The organism is Thermostichus sp. MS-CIW-30 (assembly GCF_054058015.1).
The window spans coordinates 97759-122842 of sequence record NZ_JBSRZW010000006.1 but is presented as its reverse complement, the minus strand read 5'-3'; the positions used below and the strand labels follow the sequence as shown (position 1 = coordinate 122842).

Annotated in this window: 25 protein-coding genes and 1 pseudogene; 12 read left to right on the top strand and 14 right to left on the bottom strand. The window is 59.4% G+C overall.

The window, feature by feature from the left end; translation table 11 throughout:
* The coding region (locus ACVWXW_RS04395) for an RNA-guided endonuclease InsQ/TnpB family protein (protein ID WP_457402974.1) at window positions 1–443 on the bottom strand (443 nt) is incomplete at its 3' end.
* A gap of 180 nt (window positions 444–623) precedes the next feature.
* On the opposite strand from ACVWXW_RS04395, the gene proB reads away from it, so the two are divergent.
* Window positions 624–1739, top strand: a complete 1116-nt coding sequence (gene proB, locus ACVWXW_RS04390; RefSeq protein WP_041436197.1) for a glutamate 5-kinase — start codon at window positions 624–626, stop codon at window positions 1737–1739.
* Between the two features lie 86 nt (window positions 1740–1825).
* Here the strand turns inward: proB and raf1 are convergent, their stop codons facing one another.
* The 4 genes from raf1 to infC form a co-directional block, all read right to left on the bottom strand.
* Complete coding sequence (raf1, locus tag ACVWXW_RS04385; protein ID WP_457402972.1) at window positions 1826–2929, bottom strand: RuBisCO accumulation factor 1; 1104 nt, start codon at window positions 2927–2929, stop codon at window positions 1826–1828.
* Between the two features lie 165 nt (window positions 2930–3094).
* Window positions 3095–5041: a serine/threonine-protein kinase gene (locus ACVWXW_RS04380; RefSeq protein ID WP_457402970.1), complete on the bottom strand. Its 1947-nt coding sequence runs from the start codon at window positions 5039–5041 to the stop codon at window positions 3095–3097.
* Between the two features lie 126 nt (window positions 5042–5167).
* Window positions 5168–5632, bottom strand: coding sequence for a thioredoxin-dependent thiol peroxidase (gene bcp / locus ACVWXW_RS04375; RefSeq protein ID WP_011432174.1), 465 nt, complete (start codon window positions 5630–5632; stop codon window positions 5168–5170).
* A gap of 15 nt (window positions 5633–5647) precedes the next feature.
* Window positions 5648–6154 (bottom strand): translation initiation factor IF-3, encoded by a 507-nt coding sequence (gene infC, locus ACVWXW_RS04370; RefSeq protein WP_457388865.1) that lies wholly within the window; start codon window positions 6152–6154, stop codon window positions 5648–5650.
* A gap of 310 nt (window positions 6155–6464) precedes the next feature.
* On the opposite strand from infC, the gene ACVWXW_RS04365 reads away from it, so the two are divergent.
* The 4 genes from ACVWXW_RS04365 (at window position 6465) to ACVWXW_RS04350 (ending at window position 10452) form a co-directional block, all read left to right on the top strand.
* Window positions 6465–6776: a hypothetical protein gene (locus ACVWXW_RS04365; RefSeq protein ID WP_011432176.1), complete on the top strand. Its 312-nt coding sequence runs from the start codon at window positions 6465–6467 to the stop codon at window positions 6774–6776.
* A gap of 41 nt (window positions 6777–6817) precedes the next feature.
* Window positions 6818–8203, top strand: coding sequence for an aspartate ammonia-lyase (locus ACVWXW_RS04360; RefSeq protein WP_457402982.1), 1386 nt, complete (start codon window positions 6818–6820; stop codon window positions 8201–8203).
* 40 nt (window positions 8204–8243) lie between these two features.
* Window positions 8244–8984, top strand: coding sequence for a Uma2 family endonuclease (locus ACVWXW_RS04355; protein ID WP_011432178.1), 741 nt, complete (start codon window positions 8244–8246; stop codon window positions 8982–8984).
* Between the two features lie 79 nt (window positions 8985–9063).
* Entirely contained in the window at window positions 9064–10452 is a 1389-nt protein-coding gene (locus tag ACVWXW_RS04350) for an MFS transporter (RefSeq protein ID WP_457402980.1), read from the top strand.
* Window positions 10453–11129: 677 nt separating this feature from the next.
* On the opposite strand, the gene ACVWXW_RS04345 is transcribed toward ACVWXW_RS04350, so the two are convergent.
* Window positions 11130–11591, bottom strand: coding sequence for a hypothetical protein (locus ACVWXW_RS04345; protein WP_457388851.1), 462 nt, complete (start codon window positions 11589–11591; stop codon window positions 11130–11132).
* A 184-nt stretch (window positions 11592–11775) separates the two neighbouring features.
* Window positions 11776–12882, bottom strand: coding sequence for a chlorophyll synthase ChlG (gene chlG, locus ACVWXW_RS04340; RefSeq protein WP_457402968.1), 1107 nt, complete (start codon window positions 12880–12882; stop codon window positions 11776–11778).
* A 326-nt stretch (window positions 12883–13208) separates the two neighbouring features.
* Between chlG and ACVWXW_RS04335 the strand changes: the two are divergent.
* A pseudogene (locus tag ACVWXW_RS04335) lies at window positions 13209–13392 on the top strand (hypothetical protein); the annotation flags it as partial.
* A gap of 365 nt (window positions 13393–13757) precedes the next feature.
* Here ACVWXW_RS04335 and ACVWXW_RS04330 read toward each other — a convergent pair.
* On the bottom strand, window positions 13758–14588 hold the full coding sequence (locus ACVWXW_RS04330) for a phytanoyl-CoA dioxygenase family protein (protein ID WP_457402966.1): 831 nt from the start codon (window positions 14586–14588) through the stop codon (window positions 13758–13760).
* Between the two features lie 3 nt (window positions 14589–14591).
* The gene (trpE, locus tag ACVWXW_RS04325; protein ID WP_457402964.1) at window positions 14592–16112 is read right to left on the bottom strand and encodes an anthranilate synthase component I; all 1521 of its coding nucleotides are present in this window, start codon (window positions 16110–16112) and stop codon (window positions 14592–14594) included.
* 146 nt (window positions 16113–16258) lie between these two features.
* On the opposite strand from trpE, the gene ACVWXW_RS04320 reads away from it, so the two are divergent.
* Both ACVWXW_RS04320 and ACVWXW_RS04315 read left to right on the top strand, forming a co-directional pair.
* A complete protein-coding gene (locus ACVWXW_RS04320) occupies window positions 16259–16807 on the top strand; it encodes an NUDIX hydrolase (protein WP_457402962.1) in 549 nt (182 codons plus the stop codon).
* Between the two features lie 257 nt (window positions 16808–17064).
* Window positions 17065–17730 carry a hypothetical protein gene (locus ACVWXW_RS04315; protein ID WP_457402960.1) on the top strand — a complete coding sequence of 222 codons (666 nt, stop codon included), beginning with the start codon at window positions 17065–17067 and terminating at the stop codon, window positions 17728–17730.
* A gap of 89 nt (window positions 17731–17819) precedes the next feature.
* Here ACVWXW_RS04315 and ACVWXW_RS04310 read toward each other — a convergent pair whose 3' ends face one another.
* Window positions 17820–18659: a M23 family metallopeptidase gene (locus ACVWXW_RS04310; protein ID WP_457402959.1), complete on the bottom strand. Its 840-nt coding sequence runs from the start codon at window positions 18657–18659 to the stop codon at window positions 17820–17822.
* A 277-nt stretch (window positions 18660–18936) separates the two neighbouring features.
* Between ACVWXW_RS04310 and cruF the strand changes: the two genes are divergently transcribed.
* Window positions 18937–19998 (top strand): gamma-carotene 1'-hydroxylase CruF, encoded by a 1062-nt coding sequence (gene cruF / locus ACVWXW_RS04305; RefSeq protein ID WP_457402957.1) that lies wholly within the window; start codon window positions 18937–18939, stop codon window positions 19996–19998.
* A 47-nt stretch (window positions 19999–20045) separates the two neighbouring features.
* Window positions 20046–21086 (top strand): threonine aldolase family protein, encoded by a 1041-nt coding sequence (locus ACVWXW_RS04300; protein WP_457402956.1) that lies wholly within the window; start codon window positions 20046–20048, stop codon window positions 21084–21086.
* An 89-nt stretch (window positions 21087–21175) separates the two neighbouring features.
* Here the strand turns inward: ACVWXW_RS04300 and lspA are convergent, their stop codons facing one another.
* The 3 genes from lspA to ACVWXW_RS04285 all read right to left on the bottom strand — a co-directional run bounded on the left by lspA (window position 21176) and on the right by ACVWXW_RS04285 (window position 23152).
* Window positions 21176–21700 (bottom strand): signal peptidase II, encoded by a 525-nt coding sequence (gene lspA, locus ACVWXW_RS04295; protein WP_457402954.1) that lies wholly within the window; start codon window positions 21698–21700, stop codon window positions 21176–21178.
* Window positions 21701–21967: 267 nt separating this feature from the next.
* Entirely contained in the window at window positions 21968–22192 is a 225-nt protein-coding gene (locus ACVWXW_RS04290; RefSeq protein WP_148202686.1) for a hypothetical protein, read from the bottom strand.
* A gap of 156 nt (window positions 22193–22348) precedes the next feature.
* Window positions 22349–23152: an ABC transporter permease gene (locus ACVWXW_RS04285; RefSeq protein WP_457388863.1), complete on the bottom strand. Its 804-nt coding sequence runs from the start codon at window positions 23150–23152 to the stop codon at window positions 22349–22351.
* Window positions 23153–23318: 166 nt separating this feature from the next.
* On the opposite strand from ACVWXW_RS04285, the gene ruvA reads away from it, so the two are divergent.
* Both ruvA and nadD read left to right on the top strand, forming a co-directional pair.
* Window positions 23319–23933, top strand: coding sequence for a Holliday junction branch migration protein RuvA (gene ruvA, locus ACVWXW_RS04280; RefSeq protein WP_457402952.1), 615 nt, complete (start codon window positions 23319–23321; stop codon window positions 23931–23933).
* Complete coding sequence (gene nadD, locus ACVWXW_RS04275; protein WP_011432197.1) at window positions 23930–24538, top strand: nicotinate-nucleotide adenylyltransferase; 609 nt, start codon at window positions 23930–23932, stop codon at window positions 24536–24538. The genes ruvA and nadD overlap by 4 nt, the downstream gene beginning before the upstream one ends.
* A gap of 186 nt (window positions 24539–24724) precedes the next feature.
* On the opposite strand, the gene psaC is transcribed toward nadD, so the two are convergent.
* Window positions 24725–24973, bottom strand: a complete 249-nt coding sequence (gene psaC / locus ACVWXW_RS04270; RefSeq protein ID WP_011432199.1) for a photosystem I iron-sulfur center protein PsaC — start codon at window positions 24971–24973, stop codon at window positions 24725–24727.
* Window positions 24974–25084: the final 111 nt, after the last annotated feature.

The window sequence follows — 25084 nt, the reverse complement described above, 5'->3', positions numbered from 1 at the left end:
GTGCCTAGCACTTCTCGGCTATTGCGATAACGCAGCCAGCCAAGTTTGGGCAGAAAGATGCGGCTGTTGGCCTGGTCCAGCTGGATTTGCTTGGGGTCGGGATAACGGAAACTGTCCGACCGGCCCTTCTTCTTGAACTTCGGGAAGCCGGCGCGTTGGGCGAAGAAGTGGCTGTAGGCCCGCTCCAAATCCTGGAGCGCCTGTTGCAGCGGATGCACCAGCGCATCCGCCAGCCACGCCGTATCTGCGCTGTGGCGCCACGCGGTGAGCAGCTGGCACAGGCCCGCATAGCCTAGCTTTTTCTGGCCTTGCTCGTGACGCTCCTTCTGCAACGCCAGTGCTTTGTTGTAGACGAACCAGCAGGAGCCAGCAAAGCGGCGCATCTGCCGTTCCTGCTGGCCGTTGGGCAGCAATTCGTACTTGAAGGCTTGAAGTCGTTGCACCGCTCAATCGTATTCTTGACCTATGCGTGATGACAACGATATAGGCTACGGTTCGCGCTATCCTTCCCTGCCCTGAAGGACGGGGCTTGCCGCGCCTTTTGGTCAATACAGCTGCGTCTTGACTCCGCTATGGTGGCGCTATGGTGAATAGAGGGGTGGGAGGATGGGTTGAGAGCGGCGATGGCAACAACAGACGTGACGGTGGTGGTGAAGATCGGCACCTCCAGCCTGACAGATACTCAGACCGGCTTGTTGCGTCTTTCGGTGTTGGGGCCGCTGGTGGAGGTGCTGACCCACCTGCGCAGGCAGGGGTATGCGGTGATCTTGGTCTCCTCTGGGGCGGTGGGGGTGGGCTGTGCTCGCCTTGGCTGGCGGCAACGACCGACGGCTATTGCCGAGAAGCAGGCGGTGGCTGCGGTGGGACAGGGGCGGTTGATCCGCCTTTACGATGACCTCTTCTCGGCTCTGAACCAGCCAATTGCCCAAGTGCTGCTCACCCGCGGCGATCTGGTGGAGCGCAGCCGCTACGTGAACGCCAATCGCACTTTTGCCCAACTGCTGCAGATGGGGGTTATTCCCATCGTCAATGAAAACGACACGGTGGCAGTGGAGGAGCTGAAATTCGGCGATAACGACTCGCTTTCGGCGTTAGTGGCCAGCATGGTGCAGGCCAAGTGGCTTATCCTGCTCACCGATGTGGACAAGCTCTATTCGGCTGACCCCAACCGAGATCCCTCTGCCCAGCCCATTGAGCGGGTGTTGCCCGGGATCCCGCTACAGGTGAAGGCCGAAGCCCAGGGGAAAAGCGGCTGGGGCACCGGCGGCATGGCCACCAAACTGACCGCTGCTCAAATTGCTACAGCTGCAGGGGTAACGGTGGTGATCACCAATGGCAAACGGCCTGAGCAGATCCCGGCAATTCTGGCCGGCGAGGCCATCGGCACCCGCTTTGATCCGGCTCCTCAGCCCGCCAGCGCCCGCAAGCGATGGATTGCCTACGGCCTCATCCCCGAGGGATCTTTGACTTTGGATGAGGGGGCGGTACGAGCGGTGTGCGAGCAAGGGCGCTCGCTGTTGCCGGCAGGGATCACAGCCATTTCTGGGGAGTTTGAGGCGGGGGCTGCCGTGCGCCTGTGCGATCCCAGCGGCCAGGAGGTGGCGCGGGGCCTGGTGAACTACAGCGCCGAGGAGCTGCGGCAGATTAAGGGCAAAAAAACCGCCGAGATTCCCCGCATCCTGGGCTACGAAGGGGTTGATACTGCCGTCCACCGGGATAACTTGGCCTTGCTCAATTGAGGCCATGGGTGAGGCCATGGGGGCGAGTCCAGGCGCGGTGCTCTGCACCACTAGCACGAATGGCTACAACGGCGGGATCCCAACGCCTATTCTTCCAACTGCCAGGGATCCTGAGCCAGCACCTCATCGAAAACCCGCGGGGGGCGCACGGCCATCAGCACCTGGCCCAACAGGGGAGAGGAGGGCGAGTCTTCTATCCACTCCACCGCCAGGGATCCGGCCCGATCCACCAGGAAAAATCCCGCCATCTGAGCTCCCTCCCAAACCCGAGCGGCGCGATCGACCACCAGCAAAACCGGATCCTGTTCTTCACCGGCAGGCACCGGCAAACCCAACAGGGATCCCAAAAGCCGGTTTTCCACCTGAAGGATCACCGGATCCCCGGCCTTTTGAATCACCGGCCAAGCAGGCAAGGCCATCCAAGTCTGCTCCGCCGGGCTGTTGACCCAGCCAAAGGGCCCTTGCGGCTCGCTGGGGGGGATCCCTTCCCAGGCGGCAGTTGCAAGAGGCAGGGATCCGGCCACCGGCAGCAGGCGCGGCAGATCTTCTTCCAGGCGAAACACCGACAGCTTGGGCAAAACGCTGCGTTGGGGGCGGGAGCTGGTGGCAATCGTGGACAAGAGCTGCTCCACCTGTCGGCGGGCTGTATCACTGTGGACATACTGAAACGCTCGACCGATAGCCCGAGTTCGCTCCTGCAGATCGCGGGTTTGCTGGGCCGTCCGCCAGGCTTGATAGGCCACCGCATCGCCGGGGTGATCCGTAAACCCTTCCGGGAGCTGCTGGAGCTGGGCATAATTTTTCACGGCGCGGGCGATCTCGTGAGCATCAGCGGCATGCAAATGGCGACTGAAGATGAATTCCGCCACCCGAACCCGATCCTGTGGGGAGAGAATGCGCAACTCGTAGAGGATATCGCTGCCTTTATGGGCAAAATGCCCCAGAACTTCTGGGCTGGCTCCTGCTTTGGCCATCCCTTCGTAAACCTGGGCCGCAACAAGGATCTGGTTTTGGTGAATGGGCTCAAACCCGGTTGCCTCGAAGATGGCCTGGGGAGTCATTTTCTGTCGTTGCAAAGCTTGACAGGCCTTGGCCCAATCCAGCCACCGGCCCTCTTTGCGGCGCAGCCGCTCTACCAACAAGCTGGGATCCTCCTCCACAGCAGCAGGTTCCGGCAGATACTGACTCATGCTTGTTCTCCAACAGGCTGGACAGATCACCACTCCCCTGGTCCACAGCCCAGCAGAGCTGGCCGGGCATCTGGCCAAACTTGATCTTCAAACTTGATCTTAAGGGCTGATAGCGGTTCTGGCCGAGTCCGGTCGCGACAGCGGGACGGAGTCCTTGGCGAAACTCTAGATCGCTGGGTCGCACAGCATCACCTGGGAAGGCTGTCCACTCACCGGCAAGCAGTTCAGATCCAATTGCCAAAGCTGAGACAGGTGAGATTTCTCTGCTTTGGGCACCTGCAGCCAAATCTTGCCCCTTTGGCCCACCTGCAACACCTGTGAGCCGTTAGGCACAGCTACTTGGGCCAAGGGATCCCCTTTTTCACTGTACAGCCAGAGGGAAGTGGATTGCTCGCCCTCTCGACACAGCAGCAGCACGCCCCAAGGGGCCTTGGCCATCTGGACAGGTTGCCCTTTCAAGAACCAGCGGCGCACCCGCAGCGGATTCACCTGCACCGAGTGGAGATAGGGGCAGCAACCTTGCTGGCCTTCCCTTCCCTCATCTGTTGCCGCAAAGAGCAACCGTTCTCCCAAGCTGATCACCCCCCCTTGGGGATCCAAGGGCAGGCGATAGCGAATGGGCTGGGATCCCGTCTGCAGAGACCAGCCGGTCGCGACAGTGGGATGGTGTCCCTTGGGATAGGGCAAGAGGCTCATCTCCACCCACTGCTGCCCCACACCTGTCAACAAAACCAGATGCTCCGAGAGGGCCAGCAAGCGGGACAGGGATCCCTGCCAAGGCCAACGAAAATAGCAGCGGGAATCGGGGAAAGGCTGTGTTCCTGTCGACGTGGCCGGCTGCCATTGTACGGCCCCCAACTCTTGGGCGGTGGCCCAGACCAGCTCCTGTCGCTCTGCCAGCCAGGTGGCCTGCCAATCCTCCTCAAAGCTGAGCAAGGTGCGGATGCGGCTGGGGCTGAGGTGCAAAAGGCTGCTTCGGGAGAAGGCCAGGGCTTCCGGGAAGGTGTTCAAGGGCAGCACCGCCCGAATTGGCTCGTCCAGGGAAAAACGGGCCAAAGCAGGGGATCCCAGGGCAAGGTTCTGGAGCTCCAGCCATTCCAGCCTCTGGGGGGTCACCCGCAACAGCAGCGGGGATCTGGAGCCGCTGGGATCCTCGCAGATGCAGAACTTTTGCTCGGCCAGGAACTCCATCCCGCCAGTGTCAACAGAGCCCAGATCCGGCAGATCCCAAACCTGTACCCCAGGGGGCGGCCATCTGGGCAGGCGAGGGCCAACCCAACAACTGGCCGGCTCTTGCCACTCTTGGGCAACCACCGCCAAAGCCGACCGCATTTGGGCAGCAGTGCGGAACCGCCGCAAGGGCAACTTGCGTAGGGCTATCTCCAGCACCTCCCGCAGCGGGGCAGGGATCCCTTCTGGACAGACAAACGGCTGGTTGAGGTGGGCGTGCATCAACTGGCCGGGAGATCCGGAAAAAGGCCGTCGGCCCGTCAGCAGCTCCACCAGGATGATCCCCACCGCGTAGAGATCGGAAGCGGGACTGAACTGGCCATAAAACCGCTCCGGGGCCATGTAGGCAGGGGATCCGGTGGCGGTGATCTCGCCGGCAGCAGGCTGCAGGCGACGGGCGATGCCAAAATCCGTCAACTTCAGTTGCCAGCCCTGGGGCGTGGGCTTGAGCAGGATGTTCTCGGGCTTGACATCGCAGTGGATCACCCCCTGCCGGTGGGCATGATCTAACCCGGCCAAAATCTGATCCACAAAGCCCAAAACCTGCTTGACCGGCAGCCACAGCCCTTGCTCCACCTGGTCGATCAGCTCCCGCAGCGTGCCTCCCTCGCAGTACTCCAACACCAGGTAGCGACCTTCGCGGGCATGTTCGAGGGCGTAGCAGCGGGTAATGTTGGGGTGGTTGAGGGTGAGCAGATGGCGCAGCTCCCGCAGCAGATTTTGGGTGGGAAAGCGCTCCGCCGGCAGCTCCTTCAGGGCCACCAGGTCTCCTCCTTGACGGGGACGGGCACAGAATACACGCCCGTACTGCCCTTGGCCGGCCAAACCCAACATTTGGTAGCTGTCGTGAATCGACTTGAGGGTACGGCTGCGTCGGGACACGGCCCTAGCCCACGAGGAATCAATACCGGCACTTTACATCTTTTTTTGCTCTTTTCGTTCCCGTCTTGGCTCAGGTTCCAGAACAACGAGCCCAGCAGCAGGTCTGCCGAACTCCCACCGGAAAGCCTAAGAGCCGGTCAACTGCTTGAGCAGCTCCGCTGCGTGGGTTTCCACCTTGACCTTGGTGATAACGGCCTCGATCTTCCCCTCCGGATCAATAACAAAAGTGGTGCGGTGAATGCCGTTGTACTCTTTGCCCATGAACTTTTTCGGCCCATAGACCCCGTAAGCCCTGGCCACCTTGGCCCCCTCATCCACCAACAGGGGGAAGGGCAGTTGCAGCTTCTGGGCAAATTTTTGGTGGGAACGGGCATCGTCGGCGCTCACCCCCAAGATGGCGATGCCGTGGGCTTGATAGTCAGCGTAGGCATCCCGAAAGCCGCAGGCTTCTTGGGTGCAGCCGGGGGTGTTGTCCCGCGGGTAAAAATAGAGCACCACCCGCTGTCCCCGCAACTGGCTCAAGCTGATGGGATTGCCCTCGGCATCGGGCAGGGTGAACTCCGGAGCCGGATCCCCAACGGCAAGGGGCATGGGTGGGATCCCTCCTCAGACCGATTTTTTGGGAGAGAGAATCATCGTGATGTTTCGCCCTTCCTTTTGGGGGGGCTGCTGCATTTCCGCCACTTCTTGTAAGTCTTTGAACAAGCGGTGCAGCAATTCTTCCCCCAACTCGGCGTGCTGGGCCTCACGACCGCGGAACATCACCGTGGCTTTCACCTTGTCTCCATCCCCCAAGAACTGTTGGGCGCTGCGCAGGCGCACGTTGTAGTCGTGCTCGCCGATGTTGTAGCGAAACTTCACTTCCTTGATCTCGGCAGTGTGTTGCTTCTTGCGGGCCTCCCGTTCTTTCTTCTCCTTCTCAAACTTGAACTTGCCGTAGTCCATGATGCGGCAGACGGGCGGGTCGGCCTTTTCGCTCACCAAGACCAAGTCCAGATCTTTTTCTTCTGCCAGGCGCAGGGCTTCGCGCGGGCTCATGATCCCCAACTGAGTGCCGTCGGTATCGATAAGGCGGATTTTGGGGAAGCGGATGCGCTCGTTGATAGCCGGCAGCTCTGCGCGCTGCTTGCGGGGGAAGCGGTCAGGTGGACGCTCTACGGTCAAGTTTTCCTCTCTCAACGAAATAACAACACAAGACAAATGCTAAGTAGGACTAGCCCCCTTCGGAGCAGTGCCGAACCCTGAGTTTGGACTCTCCAATCAAAGTCGGCCACTGGCCCGCAGGCCAAGGCAGGCTGCACCTATACTAACCGGCATTTTCCGTCTCTTTCTAGAGCCGTCAAGCGTTGTCAAGGCCCGCTCACTTGGGGATCCTGCCAGATTGGGGCAACAACCGCGGTAGGATACCAAAGTGGCGATCCTGATGGGATCAAAGGTTGTTTGTCGGCCAGCAGGGAGGGCAGAAGCGGTGCAGCTCGGTTTAACGGAACGGGAACTGACAGAGTTGGCCCAAAAGTCGGTTCAGCTCATCCTCAGCCCGCGGGAAGGGGATAGCGAAGCGCTGATCCAGTACAAGTCTTCGGCAGAATTTCGAGCGGGGGTGCATCTGGCCTGTGCGGCCATGGTGTTGGTCTTGGCAGAGAACAACGAGCGCCTCAGCCAGCAGTTGCAGGCTACTTTACAAAACTTATCTGCAGCCGTCGAGACACCCTCAGAGAAGGCTGCCGGAAGCTAGCCCAAGGATCCGCGAACGGGGGAGGAAAAGCCTTGGCTGAGGTGCGCAGCGAACGAGACTCAATGGGGGAGCGGCAACTACCCCAGTCGGTTTACTACGGCATCCAGACCGCCCGTGCCCTGGAGAACTTCCCCATCAGCGGCCTCAAGCCCCTGCCAGAGTATGTGGAGGCCTGCGTGCTGATTAAAAAGGCGGCGGCGGAGGTCAACGGCGAGCTGGGGTGCATTCCGGCAGAGGTGGCCAAGGCGATTGTCCAAGCGGCGGATGAGATCCTCCAGGGATCCCTGCGGGATCAATTTGTGGTGGATGTGTACCAGGCGGGGGCGGGCACCTCCCACCACATGAACGTCAACGAAGTGCTGGCCAACCGCGCTCTGGAGATCCTGGGGGAGCCCAAGGGCCGCTACGAGCGGGTCAGCCCCAACGACCATGTCAACTACGGCCAGTCCACCAACGATGTCATCCCCACCGCCATTCGTCTGGCTGCCCTGCTGCGGGTGCGACGGGATTTTCTGGGCACGCTGGACAATTTGGTAGCGGCGCTGGAGCAGAAGGCCCAAGAGTTTCGCGGCATCCTCAAGGCCGGTCGCACCCATTTGCAGGATGCGGTGCCAGTGCGGCTGGGGGATAGCTTCGGCGCCTACGCGGCCATCTTTGCCCAACACCGTCGCTGGATTGAGGAGGCCAGCCAGGCCCTGTGCAGCTTGGGGCTGGGGGGAAGCGCCGTCGGCACCGGCCTCAACACTCATCCCCAGTACCGGCAAAAGGTGGTGCAACGGCTGGCAGAGTATACCCAGTTGCCCCTCACCCCTGCTCCCCACCCCATGGCGGCGATGCAGAGCATGGCCCCCTTTGTGCATCTGTCGGGATCCCTGCGCAACCTGGCCCAAGATGGCATCAAGCTGGCCAACGACCTGCGGCTGATGGATTCTGGCCCCAAGACCGGCCTGAAGGAGATCCAACTGCCGCCGGTGCAGCCCGGCTCTTCCATCATGCCTGGCAAGTACAACCCGGTGATAGCCGAGATGTTGAACATGGTCTGTTTCCAGGTGATTGGGCTGGATACCGCCATCACCCTCGCAGCCCAAGCGGGGCAATTTGAGCTGAACGTGATGATGCCCCTGATTGCCTATGACCTCCTGCACAGCCTGCAGATTCTGAACAGCAGCCTGCGGGTCTTTGCCGAGCGCTGTATTCAAGGCATCACCCCCAAACCGGAGCGCTGCCGTAGCTACGCAGAAGGGACGCTGGCTTTGGTGACCGCCCTCAACCCCTACATCGGCTATTTGCAAGCTGCAGAAGTGGCCAAGGCTTCTTTGGAAACCGGCCAGCCCATTCGGCAAATTGTCTTAGAGCGCAACTTGATGACCCCGGAACAGGTGGCCAAGGTGCTGGATCTGGAAGCCATGAGCCAAATGCAGTCCTAACCCATTCGCTACAGTGGAGGCATACTGCTCCTGCCTGGCCATGACCATCGCCCCCTATCGCTGGCCCACCCAGCACGACTTGCCTGATACAGACGACACCCCCTTGGACAACGAGGATCAAGGCCGCCAATACCCCCTCCTCCGGGAACCGCTGCTGCTGCACTGGTCAGATCGGCAAGACTTTTTTGTGGCTTGCAATATGGGCCTTTACTACGCCCTACCCCGGCAGGTCATTGTTCCAGATTTGTTTCTGGTGCTGGGGGTTCCCCGTTGGCGGGATGGCACTGCCCGCAAAAGTTATGTGGTTTGGGATGAAGGGAATATCTTGCCTATTCTCATCTTGGAGATCATCTGCAACGACCAGGGGGAAGAAAAACCCGGACAAGCCAAATTCCAGCTCTACGAAAGGCGGCTGCGGATCCCCTACTACGTCACCTTCGAGCTAGAGACCGATGAGCTGAATGTTTATCAACTCCAGGGCGGACACTATGAGCTGCTCCCCGGCTCAGGCGCTGGAGAACATCCCCCAATTCTGTTGCCCGATTTGGACTTGAGTATCGGTCGGTGGTGGGGATCCTACGAGGGGCGAGAACGCTTTTGGGTGCGCTGGTATGATAGGGCAGGGCAATTGTTGCCTACGGGAGCTGAACTAGAACGGCAGCGGGCTGAATTGGAACGGCAACGGGCTGAATTGGAACGGCAGCGGGCAGAATTGGAACGCTCCCGAGCCGAACGACTGGCCCAGCGGCTACGGGAACTGGGAGAAGACCCTGAATTTTGATCAGCTTTTCCAGGGATCCCCAAAAAAGAAATCTCCACCTACCCCCTACACTGGAATCCTGGCATTCCAGGGGGACATGATGACCAGACAGCGACTCAGTTTGTGGACGAAGCTGGCCTATGGGGTGGGGGATCTGGGCACAGGCATGACGGCCAACATCCTCATCTTTTTCCTGCTGCCCTTTCTCACCAATACCGTTGGCATGTCGGCAGGCCTAGCCGGCAGCATCTACGCCATCACTCGCTTTTGGGATGCCATCAACGATCCCATCATCGGCATTCTCAGCGACCGCACCCGCACCCGTTGGGGCCGTCGCCGCCCCTGGCTGCTGTTTGCAGCCCTCCCCTTCGGCCTCACGTTCCTGGCCCAGTGGTGGATCCCTTTTCCCGGTCGTATTGGCCCCCTTTTCGCCTACTACCTACTGGTGTCGCTGCTGTTCAATACCTTCTACTCGGCGGCCAATATCCCCTATGCCTCTCTGACCGCGGAGCTGACCCAGGATTACGACGAGCGCACCCAGCTCAACCAATTCCGCTTTGCCTTCTCTGTAGGGGGCAGTATGGTTGCGGTGGTTACCTTTCCCCTGCTGGTCAACTTGCTGCCGGATCGGGCTGCCGGCCACCTGCTGGCGGGAGCCTGTTTTGGAGTGATCTCGGCTGTGCCCTTGCTGATCTGCTTTTGGGGGGTGCGAGAACGGTATCCATCCCAACGGGATCCCATGCCCCTGGTTCAACAACTGCGGGTGGCCTTCAGCAACCGCCCCTACCTGTTTGTCAGCGGCCTCTACCTGTGTTCTTGGCTAGCGTTTCAGTTCACAGCCACAATCATCCCTTATTTCATCGTCTTCTGGATGGGCCTGCCGGAGGTGTGGATTTCCTTGGTGGTACTGGCGGTACAGGGGATCGCAGTGCTGACGCTGTTCGGTTGGACCCAACTGAGCACCCATCTGGACAAGCGCACCATGTACCTCATTGGGGCGGGGTTTTGGCTGATCTCGCAGGCGGGCCTGTTTTTCCTCCAGCCCGGCCAGCAAGGGATCATGATTGGGCTGGCTCTGTTGGCCGGCATTGGGGTTTCTGCTACGGCCTATCTCGGCCCTTGGTCCATGTTGCCGGATGTGATCGACCTGGATGAGCTGCAAACCGGGGAGCGGCGGGAGGGGATCTTCTACGCTTTTATGGTCTTCTTACAAAAGGTGGGCCTGGCGCTGGGGCTGTTTTTCGTGGGGCAAGCTCTGGATTGGGCCGGCTTTGTGCCTTCGGTGGCCGGAGAGGCCCTGCCCATCCAGCCGGAATCGGCTTTGTTGGCCATTCGCGTTGCCATTGGCCCCTTACCGGGAGTGGCTTTGATCGGCGGGATCCTGCTGGTGTGGTTCTACCCAATCACCCGGCAGCGTCATCAGCAGATCCTGATGGAATTGGAAGAAAGACGGCAACAATACCACCCCAGCATCGAAAGATCTCCTTAGACCGCAAAATAGGCTACGGTTTCTAGCAGCAGAGCAACTGGCGCAATTGCGGGGGTTTTGATCTTCGGCCCAGGCTACTCCTCTCTCAGGGGCCTGCAGGATTACCTCATCAATGGCCTGAAAAAATGGCCTGAAAATCGATCACTCCTTCATCTCGCGCTGGGGGCCGAATGAAGAAAATGCCGAGACCATTGCCTGATCATCACCTTGGCCCGCAGCCTGGGAATGGATGTCACTGCCGAGGGGATCGAAACCCTACAGCGACTGCACCAATGAGGCTGTTGAACTGCGAGTATGGCCAGGGCTATTTCTTCGCCAAACCTGATACATTCACGCTGAACTCTCCTGAACATGGTTCAGGAAAGAAGCGATCGCATCCTGCCTATCTCTGTTCGCGTCAGCGGGACGGAGTCCAAACAGGAAGGCGGTATCCCGCAAAGCCCTGAGGAATACCCCCCGAGCGCTTTCCCCCTTCACTTCCCGGCAACCGTTGCGGTGGACTCAAGGATCAGGGGGAAACTTGGTCTACTATATCCCTCTCAATGACTTTTGCCAAACCGCCTAAAGCTCAGTAAATTCAGCAAAGTTCAGGGTTTTGGGGGTTAGAGGCATGCTCTCTAGGATGCAGAGCAAATGCTGCGGTTGCAACTGGACAAGAGGTGAAGGGATCCCTGCCCTCAATCCAGGATGATGCGCAGGCCGCTACCCGAGGGAGTCACCGGTTCAGAGCTGGGCAAAATCCGCAGCCCACTGCCGGAGGGCCGGATCACTGTGTTGTCAGCATTTACGAAGAAGGTGTTGGATTGGCCGTCCCGCTCATACACTACCACGTCGTTGCGGTTGAACCGGGAGCGACAGATGATGGGGGAGTTGTCGGCAGCAGTAGCCGCACTGCAGCGGTAGCCAGGGGCAGAGACGATCTTGCCTTCTTCATCGATGGAAAAAGGAACTGCAGAGGGCAAGATTGGAGAAAAGACCGGCTGGTCGGGATTGAGGATCACCGAGCCACCTGTGCTGGGTTCTACCACGATCCCCCGCCCGTCGATGACGATCCGCTGCGCTTGGGCGGGAGAGACGGCCAGCGGCCCCAAGAGCAAAGCCAGGCTTAGGCCGAGTTGGAGGGGAAACAACAGCTTCATTGGATATCTCCTTTGGCCCAGGGCCATAACAGCTTCCAGGGATCCGCCAACGATCCTTGCAGGGGATGGATCCCTGGCTCAACTTAACTTGATCTTGACTTGATCTTGGCCCAGATGTCGGGCCGAACCCAGGGCGGAAGCCGTCACCTCTGTTGCCAAGATGGGCACTTTGCCGTCGGCTCGACTACCACAGCCCCGAGCGGCCCAACGCCAGCCCGACCACCAACATGCCCAACACCAAAAAGGGCTGCGCGCTGGCTTGGTATTTCACATCGTTGTTCAAAGGATCCCGCAGGAGGTACATATCTTGGAAGGTTATTTGGGGGATGATCAGCAGCACCAAAAGGGCCGCGTAAAGTTTTAGGCCCGCCCCCAGCAAGAATGAGGCCATGCCGAACTGGAACAGGTCGATCATCAGCGCTGAGATCCAAGCGGCCCCCATCGCCCCAAACATCACCGGCAAAGAGGCCAAGCCAAACTGCCTGTCCCCTTCGATGCTTTTGAAATCGTTGACCACGGCAATCCCCAGCCCGGCCAAGCTGTAGATCAGCGTCAGGATGCAGACCGTCCAGTTCAGCTCGCCAAACAAGGCGTGACCTGTCCACCAGGGCAGGGCGATGTAGCTGGCGCCCAGGGCGTAGTTGCCCAGCCAGCCGTTGCGCTTGAGCTTCAGGGGGGGCGCCGAGTAAATGTAGGCAATGAGGGCTCCCGCCAAGGCAATGCAGGTGATCACCGGGAAGTCATGGCCGGTGTACCAGTCCAGAGCGTAGGCCAAGCCCAACCCCAAGATCAGCAGCACCCAGATCTGGATAACCACCCGCTGCAGAGAAATAGCGCCGGAGGGAATGGGGCGGTAGGGCTCGTTGATGGCGTCGATCTCGCGGTCGTAGTATTCGTTCACCGTTTGGGTATAGCCCGTCATCAGGGGGCCCGCCAGGATCATGCCCACCAAAATTAGGGCCACGTTCTCCCAAGTCCAGGTGAAGTGACCCGAGGAAGCCGCTCCTGGAATCAGGCCCCACACCAAAGGGATCCAGGTAACCGGTTTCATCAGCTGCAGGTGCAACTGCCAAATGGAGCGAGACTCCACCTCTGCCCCTTTCATGCCCAGCAGTTGGCGGACACGCTGCGCATTCGACCCGCCGGTGCCAGGGGATCCCTTGCCGGGATCCGAGTCTGGGGTGGTTTCTTCCGCAGTAGCTCCTACCTCCTCTAAACTGGGCTCTGCAGCAAAGGCCATCTCAGCCGCCATTTCCGGCGAGGAGGGATCTTGAGGGATCTTTTCGCTCATGGTGGGATGCGCAATCAAACTGCAATAACGGGGATAACCACCCCCATTCTGAGACATCGTGACATACTCCCGCACTCATGCTGATGCATAGAGTACGAGCTTCTCAGTGACTCCTGTTAAGGACATTTCCTGAGCTTTAAGAACGGGATGCCCCACCGCTCTGTGTTTACCATAGCAAGGGTTTCCGCCTTTCATCCTGACCCTCATGCTGATACATAGAGGGCGTCGCTTCTCGGCGGTCTAGCTGACCGGATTCCTCAAACAAGAGGAGAGCATGACTCTAGTCAATAATAAGCTCAACTATACTGAAAATAATGTATAATATGTTCAGTACGGATTACTACCAGTTGATCTTTCTGTTTACTTTCGAGTCTGCCAACATGGTAGCCAAAGCAAAGCAGAAAATTGGTAGTAAGACGACACGGAAACTGCGCTTTGGGTATTCTACTCAAAGCTTTGCGGGATACCGCCATTCTGGTTGGAAACAAACAGAATGCTATCGCTGCATAGTTGAACAGTGATGTTCAGCAGTGTTCAGCGTAAATGTATCAGGTTGACGTTCTCCCCACGGCTAAAGCCAGAGGATCCGCTCTCAGCCAGCAAAACAACTCCCACTGACTGAGCTACACCGAGCATGTGGCTTATACCGCAGCACCGTGGGGGACGCCAAAGCGCTTCGCGCCGCCAAGGCGAACGCACCAGCTACTGGGATGTGGAAACACCCCAGATACTTCTACTTCACCTTCAGCACTGCACCTTTCTATAAATGGGTGGAGCGATACTCACATCCTATCAGGAGACGGTAGCTTATCCCTAGGCATAAATGCCGGGGCCTGAGCCGCCGAGTTTTCGGTCAGCTCGCAGTTCCGGGCCGTCTACACAATCTGTGCCGTCACGAATAGGCGCTGATGCTCGGCTGGGATCCGCTCTTTTTCTTGGGCCGGGATCACCAGGGGAGGTTGCTGAGTGTAATTGATGGGATCCCGAAACCAAGCGCGGCTGTAGGTGTTGTAGAGAAGAGGACGGGGAGCGGGCGAGCGATTGGCCCGACCCAGATGAATCAGGCGGTAGTCGAACAGGAGGCAGGATCCCTTGGCCAGGGGCGGATCGACAAAGGGCATCTGCTGGGCCAGCTCGGTATAGTGGGCATCGAAGACCGCATGGCTACCGGGCCAGAGACGGGTCATGCCGTTCTCTTCGTTGACATCCACCAGAGGAATGAGCAAATTCAGGGCATAGCAAGGAATGATCGCATCCAAGGTCTCGTCGCCAAACAGATGAGACAGATCCCGGTGAACTTGTTGATCGGCGGATCCCGGCAGAGAGACCACCGCCCCCAGCCCGCTCAAGATCAACTCCGGCCCCAAAATCCGCTTCAGGATGGGCAAGATCAGAGGATGGGCATAGAGGAGGGGATCGTTGAAGGGGCCCTCCAGGCGAACCGTTACCATCACCCGTCTATTGCCCACCAACAGGGCATCAGCGTGGTGCTCGTGGGTGCAGTAGCGGCTGTAGGTGGCCAGAAAGCTGCTGTGCAACTTGTCGATGAGCTCGGGGGGAAAGATCTCCGGCAACACCAGATAGCCCTCTGTGGAAAACAGTTCAAAAGCCTGCTCTACGGTCTCTGGATCCGGCTGCTGGAGCTCCTGTAAGGACTCCGTCCCGCTGACGCGAACCGCAGGGCTGAAGCGCAACTGGGCCAACATGGGCTAGGTCTCCTGCAAACTGGCCACAGCCATTAACATGCCCCGCGCTTTGTTTAGACATTCTTGGTATTCCCGCTCCGGATCCGAGTCGGCTACAATACCTGCCCCGGCCTGCAAGCTCACCTGGCCCTGATGAACCAGCAGGGTGCGGATGGTGATGGCGGTGTTCAGTTGGCCGGAAAAGTCGTAGTAGCCATAGGCGCCGGCATAGGGCCCGCGGCGGCATCCTTCCAGCTCATGAATAATCTGCATGGCGCGGATTTTGGGGGCGCCGGTAACAGTGCCGGCAGGGAAGGTGGCCCGCAGCAGATCCCAGGCGCTGTACTGGGGATCCAGCCGCCCCACCACGTTGCTGACGATGTGCATCACATGGCTGTAGCGCTCGATCTGCATCAGGTCGTCCACCTGCACAGATCCCAGTTGGCAGACCCGTCCCAGGTCATTGCGGGCCAGATCCACCAGCATCACATGTTCGGCCCGTTCTTTCGGATCTGCCAACAGCTCTTGCTCTAACTGCCGGTCTTCCTGAGGGGTGGTGCCACGGGGGCGGGTGCCGGCAATGGGGCGCACGGTGGCGATGCGGTCTTCTCCCACCCGGCTGAGTTTGACCATCACCTCTGGGCTGGAGCCGATGAGGCAGAGATCCCCAAACTGCAAAAACGCCATGTAAGGGGAAGGGTTAATCAGCCGCAACGAGCGGTAGAGGCAAAAGGGATCCCCGGCAAGGGAGACGGTAAACCGCTGCGAGAGCACCACCTGGAAGATATCTCCGGCGCGGATGTAGTCCTTAGCCCGTTCCACCGCTTGGCAGTAGGCTGGGCGGCTCAGGGTGCTGGGGGGGATTTGTTCGCGCCAGCGGGACGGAGTCCTTTCCGACAGGTGGGGCTTCCAGTTGAGGTGCAGATGGGCCAGGGAAAGAGGAGCGCTGAGCTGCTGCATCAGCTTTTCCACCCGCCGGCAGGCTTGGGCATAGGCTTCCTCGGCAGCGTGGTGACGGGTATCGGCGAAGGCCACCACCCAGATCTTGCGCTTCACCTGGTCAAAGAGCAGGATGCTGTCCACCTGCATCAAAACGGCATCAGGGGGATCCCCCGGCTGCAGGGGGTGGATGGGCACCTTGGGCTCAATCCAGCGAATCAGCTCGTAGCCCCAGTAGCCAAACAGGCCGCCGATGCTGCTGGGCAATTCCGGCAAATGCACCGGCTCATAGGGCTGCAAGCAGCGGGCCAAAATTGCGAAGGGATCCCCTTGGTGGTGCTCCTGTCGGCCATCGCGGTAGCGCTGTAGGGCTTGATCTCCCCGTATTTCCAATACCCACAGGGGGTCGCAGCCCAGGAAGCTGTAGCGGGCTACCTGCTCCCCCCCCTCCACCGACTCCAGGAGAAAGTTGTAGGGCTGGCCGGCACAGACCCGATACCAGGCAGAAACCGGCGTTTCCAAATCCGCCACCCATTCCTGGTACACCGGGATGAAGTTGCCCTGTTGGGTAAGGGCAAGAAACTCCTTCAAGGGAGGGTAAATCATGGCCTGCAACTTTTGGATCCCTGCTTTTCCTGACTCTATCCCAGACAGAGGATCCCAGGGATGTGTGAATCCCTCTGGATTGCCCGGTTGCAACAGCGCCGAAAACCATTAAGCTGAGAGCGGCTCTACTCTCGGGATCCCTTGCCATGCAAAACCCATCTCAGGTGATTCGCGAGCGCCTGCGCTATCAAGGCCACAAATACACCTTCGTCAGCCAGCGTTTGCGTTTTCCCAACGGCAAAGAGGGGGAGCGGGAGTACCTCATCCATCCCGGGGGGGTGGTGGCCGTGCCTGTAACTGCAGCAGGCAAGTTCGTCTGCATTCGTCAATATCGCTTTGCGGTTGCCTCCTACCTTTATGAATTTCCGGCAGGCACAGTCGAGCCAGGGGAGCATCCCGATGACACCATTCGCCGCGAGCTGGAAGAAGAAACCGGCCTGCGGGCCCATCGCTGGGATCCCCTTGGCCAATTTTATTTGTGCCCCGGCTATTCCAGCGAGATTATGTATGCCTATTTGGCGCGGGAGCTGGAAGTGCTGGATTCCCCTCCCGATAAGGATGAGGATGAAGATATTACCGTAGTGGAGTTTTCTGCTTCTGAGCTTACAGAAATGTCCCGTTTGGGAATGGATTTGGACAGCAAGTCCATTGCCTGCTTTTGGCGGGCCCAATTGTTTTTGGCTGCCGAAAAATAGAGCCCTCCGTCGGGGGGGGCTGCCCCTTGCTCCTGGGGGATCCTTTCCAATTGGCGGGGCGTCGTTCCAAGCCGACTTTGTTGGCTACAGAGGAAGCTCCAGGCTTTTCACCCTAACTTGGTAGCCCATTGCCAGGCGAGATCAAGGTGAGATCGAGGTTGCGTTCGACATAAAAGGGATCCCTGTATCCCGGCTGTTTGGTTGACTGGGAGAACCTTGGAGTCCTTTAGAATTTTAGGGGCGAGGAGTGAGGAAATATGCGGAAACTGCTGTATTCCTGTGGTCGAATAGCCTGGGGAGCGGCCTTGGCTGCCACTCTACCGGTTGCTGCTGTTCCTGCCTATCCCCAGCCTGTGCTTCCGCTGCTGCCGGTTCCTTCTGAGGGCGGCGCTGCTCGAGGTGGGGTTGTGGCTTTATTCAATCAATCCATTTGGTGGGATTTTATTCGCGGCAATCGCGGTGAAAACCTGCGCCTGTTCCCGGCCAGCCTAACCTCTCCATCTCGCCAGGATGTGGTGGCTGTGTTTCAGATTCAGCGGCAGCCCACCGTAGAGCCGGTGGTGCGCGTTCTCAGCTTCGAGCATCAGGGGGGGTATAGCTTTCGTCTGCTCCACACGGCTGAGCCGATCCCAGGGCGGTTGGTGGAGGCTCACCTGCGCACGGACATTACCTCCAGCCCACAGCCCAAGTTGGTGCTCCTCACCGAGCGAGGGGGCATCAGCCTGCTGCGCTCTGTCTTGGTCTTGGAACACCGGCCTGAGGGACTTGTGCCACTGCTGAGCGTGACGGATCTGAGCAATGCCAGCCTGCGGGTCAGCCCGCAAGGGATCCTGGTCATCTCAAGCCCGCCCGATGCCAGCCGTGACTTGAGGGCTACCCTCTACCAATGGGAGGGGGATGGCTTTGTCCGTCGAGATCTATAAGTCCATCATCTGTTGTGACTGTTGTGAATCTGCCTGTCAATATCCATCTTTGTCAGCGAGGTCTCGCCCAGAGCGGATGTCCGTCTCGGCTATCGCTGCCCTTGCCAGCAAGCTCCCAAACTGGGGGCTTGTCCCACCTGCCAAAGGAACAGGCTTTCGGCCCCAAGGGGATGAATGCTCCAGGGATCCAGGCCAGACCCAAACCACCCATAGGGATCGACGGCAGCTGGTTGGCCGGAGTTGGTGTTGTCGAAGCGACGTACCTCGAAATGAAGATGGGGCCCGCTGGCACAGCCGCTGTCTCCCGATAGGCCGATGACTGCTCCTGCGGCCACCACTTGCCCCTCCTGCACCCCGATTTGACTGAGGTGGGCGTAGAGGGTCTCCCAGCGGGGAAGTGCTCTCCCGTCTGTTCTCTCCCCCTCCGAGAGTTCTGGCTCGTGCAAAAGGCGCACCCGCAACCCCCTGACCGGTCGGCCCAAGCTGGGGCAAAAAAACTCCGGCTCCTCACGGGCCACGGTGACCCGTCCTGCGGCAGCGGCCAGGATCGGGGTGCCCACCGGCATCTCCCAGTCATAACCGGCATGGCCATCGCTTTTGCCACAGGGGTGCAGCGGGCCAGGGATCCAAACTTGGCCTTGCCCACTCACAAACCGTCTGTTGCCATCCCTCTCCCCCAAAGGCAAGTCATGGTCGAAGAGGTTGGTGACAGGAAATTCCCCAACAAAGGGCTTGTGCAAAAACGGCCACTGGGGCGGCGGCGGATCCCCATAAGCAGAACGATATTTTTCCAGCTCCAGCCGATAGTCTTCCAGATCCTGACGCTGGGCGGGATCTTCCGTGTGCTCTCGTAAGAGATCCACCAGCCGCAGGGCTTGCACCCAGTCCTGGCGCTCCACAGCACGAGCCAACTGGGCGTACACCCCCACCCGGGATCCCTGCGGCGAAGACGGGGAGGAGACCTGAGGAAAAACGGGCGATATGTTTACGAATTGATACAATAGACAGCAAAATATCAGCAGTGTCACCGTTAGCGGTGGTGACATCCCTGCCCAGAGGGCCATCCCAAGTAGGCCGGCCTGCAAGCAAGCGGGCTTGTTCTTGGCTTCGGGCTCTCTCTTGGGGCCATCCGCTTTTTCCCTCAGCCGCCGTATGGGTTGCAAGGAGACAGAGCGGCTTCGCTTAACCACTCTTCGGGAGTTTCTCATGCGTTGGTTCTCGTCCTCTGGTGTTCTCGTCGGCCTGCCTTTCCATGGGCAGAGCGTTCTGCCCCTATCCGGCTCGATTTGGCGGCGGCTGGAAGCTTTGGCTCTGGGTTTACACATTCTGTCTTTGCTTTTTGGGTTGGCAGGGTTGCTCTGGGTTGTACCGCATCCCGAGTGGGTGGCCAGTTTGCCCCCCATTGGCCTTCAAGCCTTCTCCTTGAGCATGGGCAACGGCGGCGTGGCCTACATGGTGTTCGGCGCGCTGGCAGCAGCTCTGATGGGATCCCGGCTGTTGGGGGTGCGGCGCCTATTGATGTTTTTGATCCCGGCGGTGGGCATTTCCTTGGGCAGTGAGCTGTTGGGCACCAGCACTGGGATCCCCTTTGGCAACTACGGCTACCTGAGTGGGCTGGGCTATAAGATTGCCGGGTTGGTGCCTTTTACCATCCCTCTGTCTTGGTTTTATGTGGGGTTGTCGTCCTATTTGTTGGCGCGTGTGGCTCTGCAAACCCAGCGCCACTGGTTGATCCACTTCGAGGCCATCATGTTGGGGGCCCTGCTGCTCACCGCCTGGGACTTCGTGCTGGATCCGGCCATGACCCGCGGCTTGATCCCGTTTTGGACGTGGTTTCAGCCGGGGCCCTTCTTCGGTATGCCGCTGCAAAACTTCGGTGGTTGGATGCTGACTGGGGCTGCCTTCATGACGGTGGCCAATCTGCTGTGGGGCGAGGATCAACCCATCCTTGACCGCCGCCAGTTGGTGGGGCCGCTGGTGCTCTATGTAGCTAATTTTGCTTTTGCCCTGTTGATGAGCCTGGGCTCCGGCATTGTTGCGCCGGCGGGGCTGGGCCTGTTGTTGGGGTTGGGGCCTGCTTTGGGGTTGTGGTGGAGTGCAAAGACCCCATCCCGCTATTGCGAAAGGACTCCGTCCCGCTATCGCGACCAGCCTGAGCCGCCTTCCCATCCCCAAAAGGACTCTGTCCCGCCATTGCAAGCGGTCGAGGGAGAGGCAGGTCGGGACTGGGATACTTTGGAGGATCCCGGTTGGGTTGGCGCGAAGTAAGCCGGCCCTAACCCTTCCTCGGCGAGATCCCTTGGGTTGTCCATGCCATGAACTTTTGCAGCGACAATGTTACAGGCGCTTGTCCTGAGGTGATGGAAGCCCTGTTGGCCCTCAACCGGGGATCCGCCATGCCCTATGGAGGAGACGAATGCACAGCGCAGGTGCAGAGGCTCTTTGCCGAGATCTTTGAGCATGAAGTGGCGGTGTTTCCGGTGGCAACGGGATCTGCTGCCAACGCCTTGGCCCTTTCGGTGCTCACCCCGCCCTACGGGGCGATTTATTGCCATCCCGAGGCCCACATCAATCTGGACGAATGTGGAGCGCCAGAGCTGTTTACAGGTGGGGCCAAGTTGGTGGGGATCCCCGGAGAGCAAGGCCGTATTGACTGGGGCAACTTAAAAGCAGCCCTGGAGCGGGCGGGGTTTGGGGTGGTTCATCACGTGCAGCCTGCCTGCCTCAGCCTGACGCAAGCCACTGAGGCTGGCACCCTCTACTCCTTGGAGCAGCTTGGATCCCTGGCGGATTTGGCCCATCACTTTGGCCTTAAGGTGCATATGGATGGGGCCCGCTTTGCCAATGCCCTGGTTGGTTTGGGTTGCACCCCTGCCGAGATGACCTGGAAAGCGGGGGTGGATGTGCTGTCCTTTGGGGCCACCAAAAATGGGGCCTGGGCTGCGGAAGCGGTGGTGTTTTTTCATCCAAATCAGGTGGGCGATTTTGAGTTTCGCCGCAAGCGCAGTGGCCATCTGCTCTCGAAGATGCGCTTTTTGTCTGCCCAATTGCAGGCCTATCTCCAGGATGGGGTGTGGCTGCGCAATGCCCGCCATGCCAACGCAATGGCCCAACGGTTGGCGCAGGGACTGGGATCCCTGCCGGGAGCCAAGTTGGTGTATCCTACCGAGGCCAATGAGGTTTTTATCGAGCTGCCGGAGCCGGTTCTCCAGGCCCTGGAGCAGGCGGGGTTTCGGTTTTACCGCTGGCTGGGGGAAGGTCACCACTTAATCCGCCTGGTGACAGCTTTTAACACTTTGCCCGCAGATGTCGAGCGCTTCTGCCAGGTGGCCCAGCAAGCCAGCCGTTTGCAATAGGCGGACGGAGTCCTTGCAGCTGACCGGGGATCCCCCTGGCCAAAGGCCTGAGCATCCCAAGGGATCCCTGAAGGCTGTTCATCGGCTCGTCAATCCTTAAAGTGGGTGCTGTCGCGACCGGGCTTTTTCTCCAGGCAGGGCGAGGCGGAAGTCGATCCCGTTTTCTTCGAGTTGTCCTGTAGCAGACCAATCAGCAGACAGGCCACCCCAAGGTTGATGGCCACATCCGCCACGTTGAATACCGGAAAGCGAATCCAGATCAAATTGAAAAAATCCACCACATAGCCGTTGACGAAGCGGTCGATGCCGTTCCCCACCGCTCCTGCCCACACCAAGCCATAGCCGGCCTGTTCCCATCGGCCCAGGATCCCGCCGCGAATGGCCAGCAGCGCCAACGCCAGCGCCACCCCCAGCGAGATCCACTTCAAGAGCTCTGCCGAATCTTCAAACAGGCTCCAAGCAGCGCCGGTATTCTCCACGTAGGTGAGGTGAAACACCCCTGGCCACAGCTCAAGCTCTGGCCCCGGCAGCAGCCGTTCCACTGCCCAGTGCTTGGTCGCCTGATCCAAGATTACCCCCAGGATCCCGGCCAGCCAAAAGCCTTTGTTTTTCATGTCGTCTTGGCCTCAATCACGTCCACCGGCAAGAGCGCCCCGATGAGCACTTTTCCCATCCTGACATGCTGCTCTTCTGCCGGCTCATTGCACAGAAGCTCAAGGGCGGAGCTCTGGACTCGAAGTTGGGCCTGTAACGGGATCCAACTGTAGGTGAGTGGCCTCAGAAGCGATTGGCCGCCTCTGGCTTGAGAGGAGCAGCAAGAAAACCGTCCAGCTTAGGCAACTGGACGGGGAGGGCCTAGGTTTGACGGTGGACAAGATCGGCTACCGCCCCTGCTGCTCCAGGGATCGGCGCAATTCGCTGGCCATCTGCATGAACTCTTGCGGGTTGCCCGCTTTGCCGTAGGAGGAGCGATCCTGAACCTTTTTGCCGCTGCCTTGGCGGGTGCGGGTGTTGAGCAAAGCGCTGGCCATTTCCATGAACTTGGCAGGATTTCCCTCGCTGCTGCCCCGCACGAGAGGGGCGCGTCCGGCACGAGTGACAGCCATAGATACCTCAATTTTCACAAATGAAATGCTTGTTACATTTTCTCACAAGGGCTCTGCGATCAACCAGGGCCAGCGTTTCCTTGCTGTTACAGCGACTCCGGCCAATACTTAGGGATCCCTCCAAGTGCAAACCTTGCATGAGGCTGGAAAGAGCCATCAGCGAGTCGTGGTTTTCTCTTGGGTCAAGTGATGGATCAGCCAAATGGGGAGCACCGTCAGGCCAATCACCCCCAGAGCCACCACGCTGATCACCGGGCGCTGCCGAGGCTTGGTGAGCTGGCTAAACACCCAAATCGGCAAGGTTTGCTGCTGGCCGGCGGTGAAGGTGGTGACGATAATCTCATCGAAAGACAGGGCAAACGCCAGCAGGGATCCCGCCAATAGGGCCGAGGCCAGTTCGGGCAGAAGGATGTACCGAAAGGTTTGCAGAGGATTGGCCCCCAAGTCGGCAGAAGCCTCCAGTTGAGAGCGTCCCATGCGGCGAAACCGGGCCAGCACGTTGTTGTACACCACCACCAGGCAAAAGGTGGCATGGCCGATAACAATTGTCCAAAAGCTGAAAGGGATATGCAGCAAATGGATCGCCGAGCGCAAGGCGATCCCGGAGACAATGCCCGGCAAGGCGATGGGCAGCAACACCAAAAATGAGATCGTCTCGCGGCCAAAAAATCGGCTGCGATAGACTGCTGCTGCCGCCAGGGATCCCAGCACCACCGCCACTCCGGTAGCCAGCACAGCCACCCGCAAAGACAAAAACAAGGCCCGCCAAATATCTGCCCGCCCCCAGGCCACGGCAAACCAACGCCAGGTCAGCCCCGGCAAAGGGAAGCGCAAGGTCGCCTCATCGGGGCTGAAGGCATAAAGGACGATCACCAGCAGAGGAAGATGGAGAAAGAGCAGCACCCCCAGCGAGAACAGGATCCAAAGCCATTGGCCGATGGGAAAAGGGCGAATCGGCATGGATGAGGGAGAATACAGAGCTGGATGGGGAACAGTCTACAGGTAGAGAAATGGTCTGTGAAATAGCCTTGTAGGGAAGCAGCCTTTGGCAAGGACTTTAGATTGCTTGGCCGACTTTGGAGCTCCAGTCGAGCAGAGCATCCCAAACCCAGATTAAACTCGCAGCATGATCGCGTTTTTAAGCGGCCACCTTGTGGCCATCGAATGGGGAGAGCGCAGCAGCCTCACCGTTGAGGTGCAGGGGATCGGCTATCGCGTCAAGGCCCCAGGACGTTTTCTCAAGCAACTGCCCGCAGTGGGGGAGCCCGTCCGGGTGTTCACCCATTTGGTGGTGCGAGAGACCGAGCTGGTGTTGTACGGGTTTGGTTCGCCAGCCGAGCGCGATTTGTTTGTGGAACTCATCAAAGTCTCGGGGGTGGGGCCGGCTTTGGGCTTGGCCTTGCTGAATACCTTCGGCCTGCCGGAGCTGGTTCAGGCGGTGGTGACCGAAAACGTACGCCTGCTCTCCCTCACGCCGGGGGTAGGTCATAAAACGGCCCAACGGCTGGTCTTGGAGCTGAAAACCAAGCTGGCTCACTGGCGACAGGGGGTGGGAGTTGCGGATCAACCCTTGGCCGGGGGACCGCCCATGCCCATCCGGGAAGAGGTGGAAATGGCCTTGCTGGCTCTGGGCTACAGCGCTCAGGAAATTCAGGCCGCCCTGCAAGCTCTGCCCACTCACCCCCGCCCAACAGAAGATTGGCTGCGGGATGCCATCACCTACCTGAGCCAGCAGCCATGAAGCACCGCCGCATTGCCATTCTGGGCGGAACCTTCAACCCTGTGCACCATGGCCACTTGATCATGGCAGAACAAGCTCTTTGGCAGTTTGACCTGGATCAGGTGCTGTGGATGCCCGCCGGGGATCCCCCCCACAAGCCTCTGGCCCCTGGCGCCAGCAAAGCCGACCGCTTGGCGATGGTCAAGCTGGCCATTGCCGACCACGAGCGCTTCGCCTGCTCAGAGCTGGAGATCCGCCGTTCGGGGCGCTCCTACACCATCGAGACACTGCGCACCCTCATCCAGGAGCAACCCAATACCCAGTGGTACTGGATCATCGGCGTGGATGCTCTGCGGGACCTGCCCCAGTGGTATCAAGCGGAAGAACTGGCCCGCCTCTGCCATTGGATTGTTGCCCCACGGGTGGATGCCGGCGATGCCGCCCAGGTGCTGCAGGCGGTGGCCGCAAAGCTGCCCATCCAAGCCCAAATCCTGGAAGCCCCTACCCTGACGCTCTCTTCCACCTACCTGCGACAGCAAATCCAAAAGGGAGGGTCTATCCGCTACCTGGTGCCCCCTGCTGTGGAGCACTATATCCGTCAGCACCGCCTCTATCTGCAGCCCTAAAGGAAAAAAGGGGGCGGATCCCCCCTCTAGAGTCACCAAACAGCTTAAGATCTGCCATACGCCACAGCCTCTCCCCGGAAGAGGGAAAGGCTGGAACTGGGTTGGGAAGTAAACTGCTTTTCTGGTACTCTGGAATGCTTGTGCTCTGTGGGCAGTTGAGAGTGGGGTTGCGGCCAGGTGCCCCCATCAGTAGGCTAAGCCCATGCTGCGGGTGGTTTCGGGGCCAAGGTAGACTCGAATGCTCAGAAAATCGGTGGGACAAGCGGTTTCACAGCGTTTGCAGCCAACGCAGTCTTCGGTGCGGGGAGCGGCAGCGATCATGCCAGCCTTGTTGTTCCCCTTCCAGGGCACCATCTCCAACACGTCGGTGGGACAAGCCCGCACACACTGAGTGCAGCCGATGCAGGTGTCGTAGATCTTGACCGAGTGAGCCATTAGCGTTCTCCAGTCGAGCAGGTTGAAACGTTAAAAAGAGGTTTACCGAATCCGCAGGGCAGCAGCATCGCTGCGCAAGTGCCCTCAGTGTACAGTAGTCCTGGGAAGCCT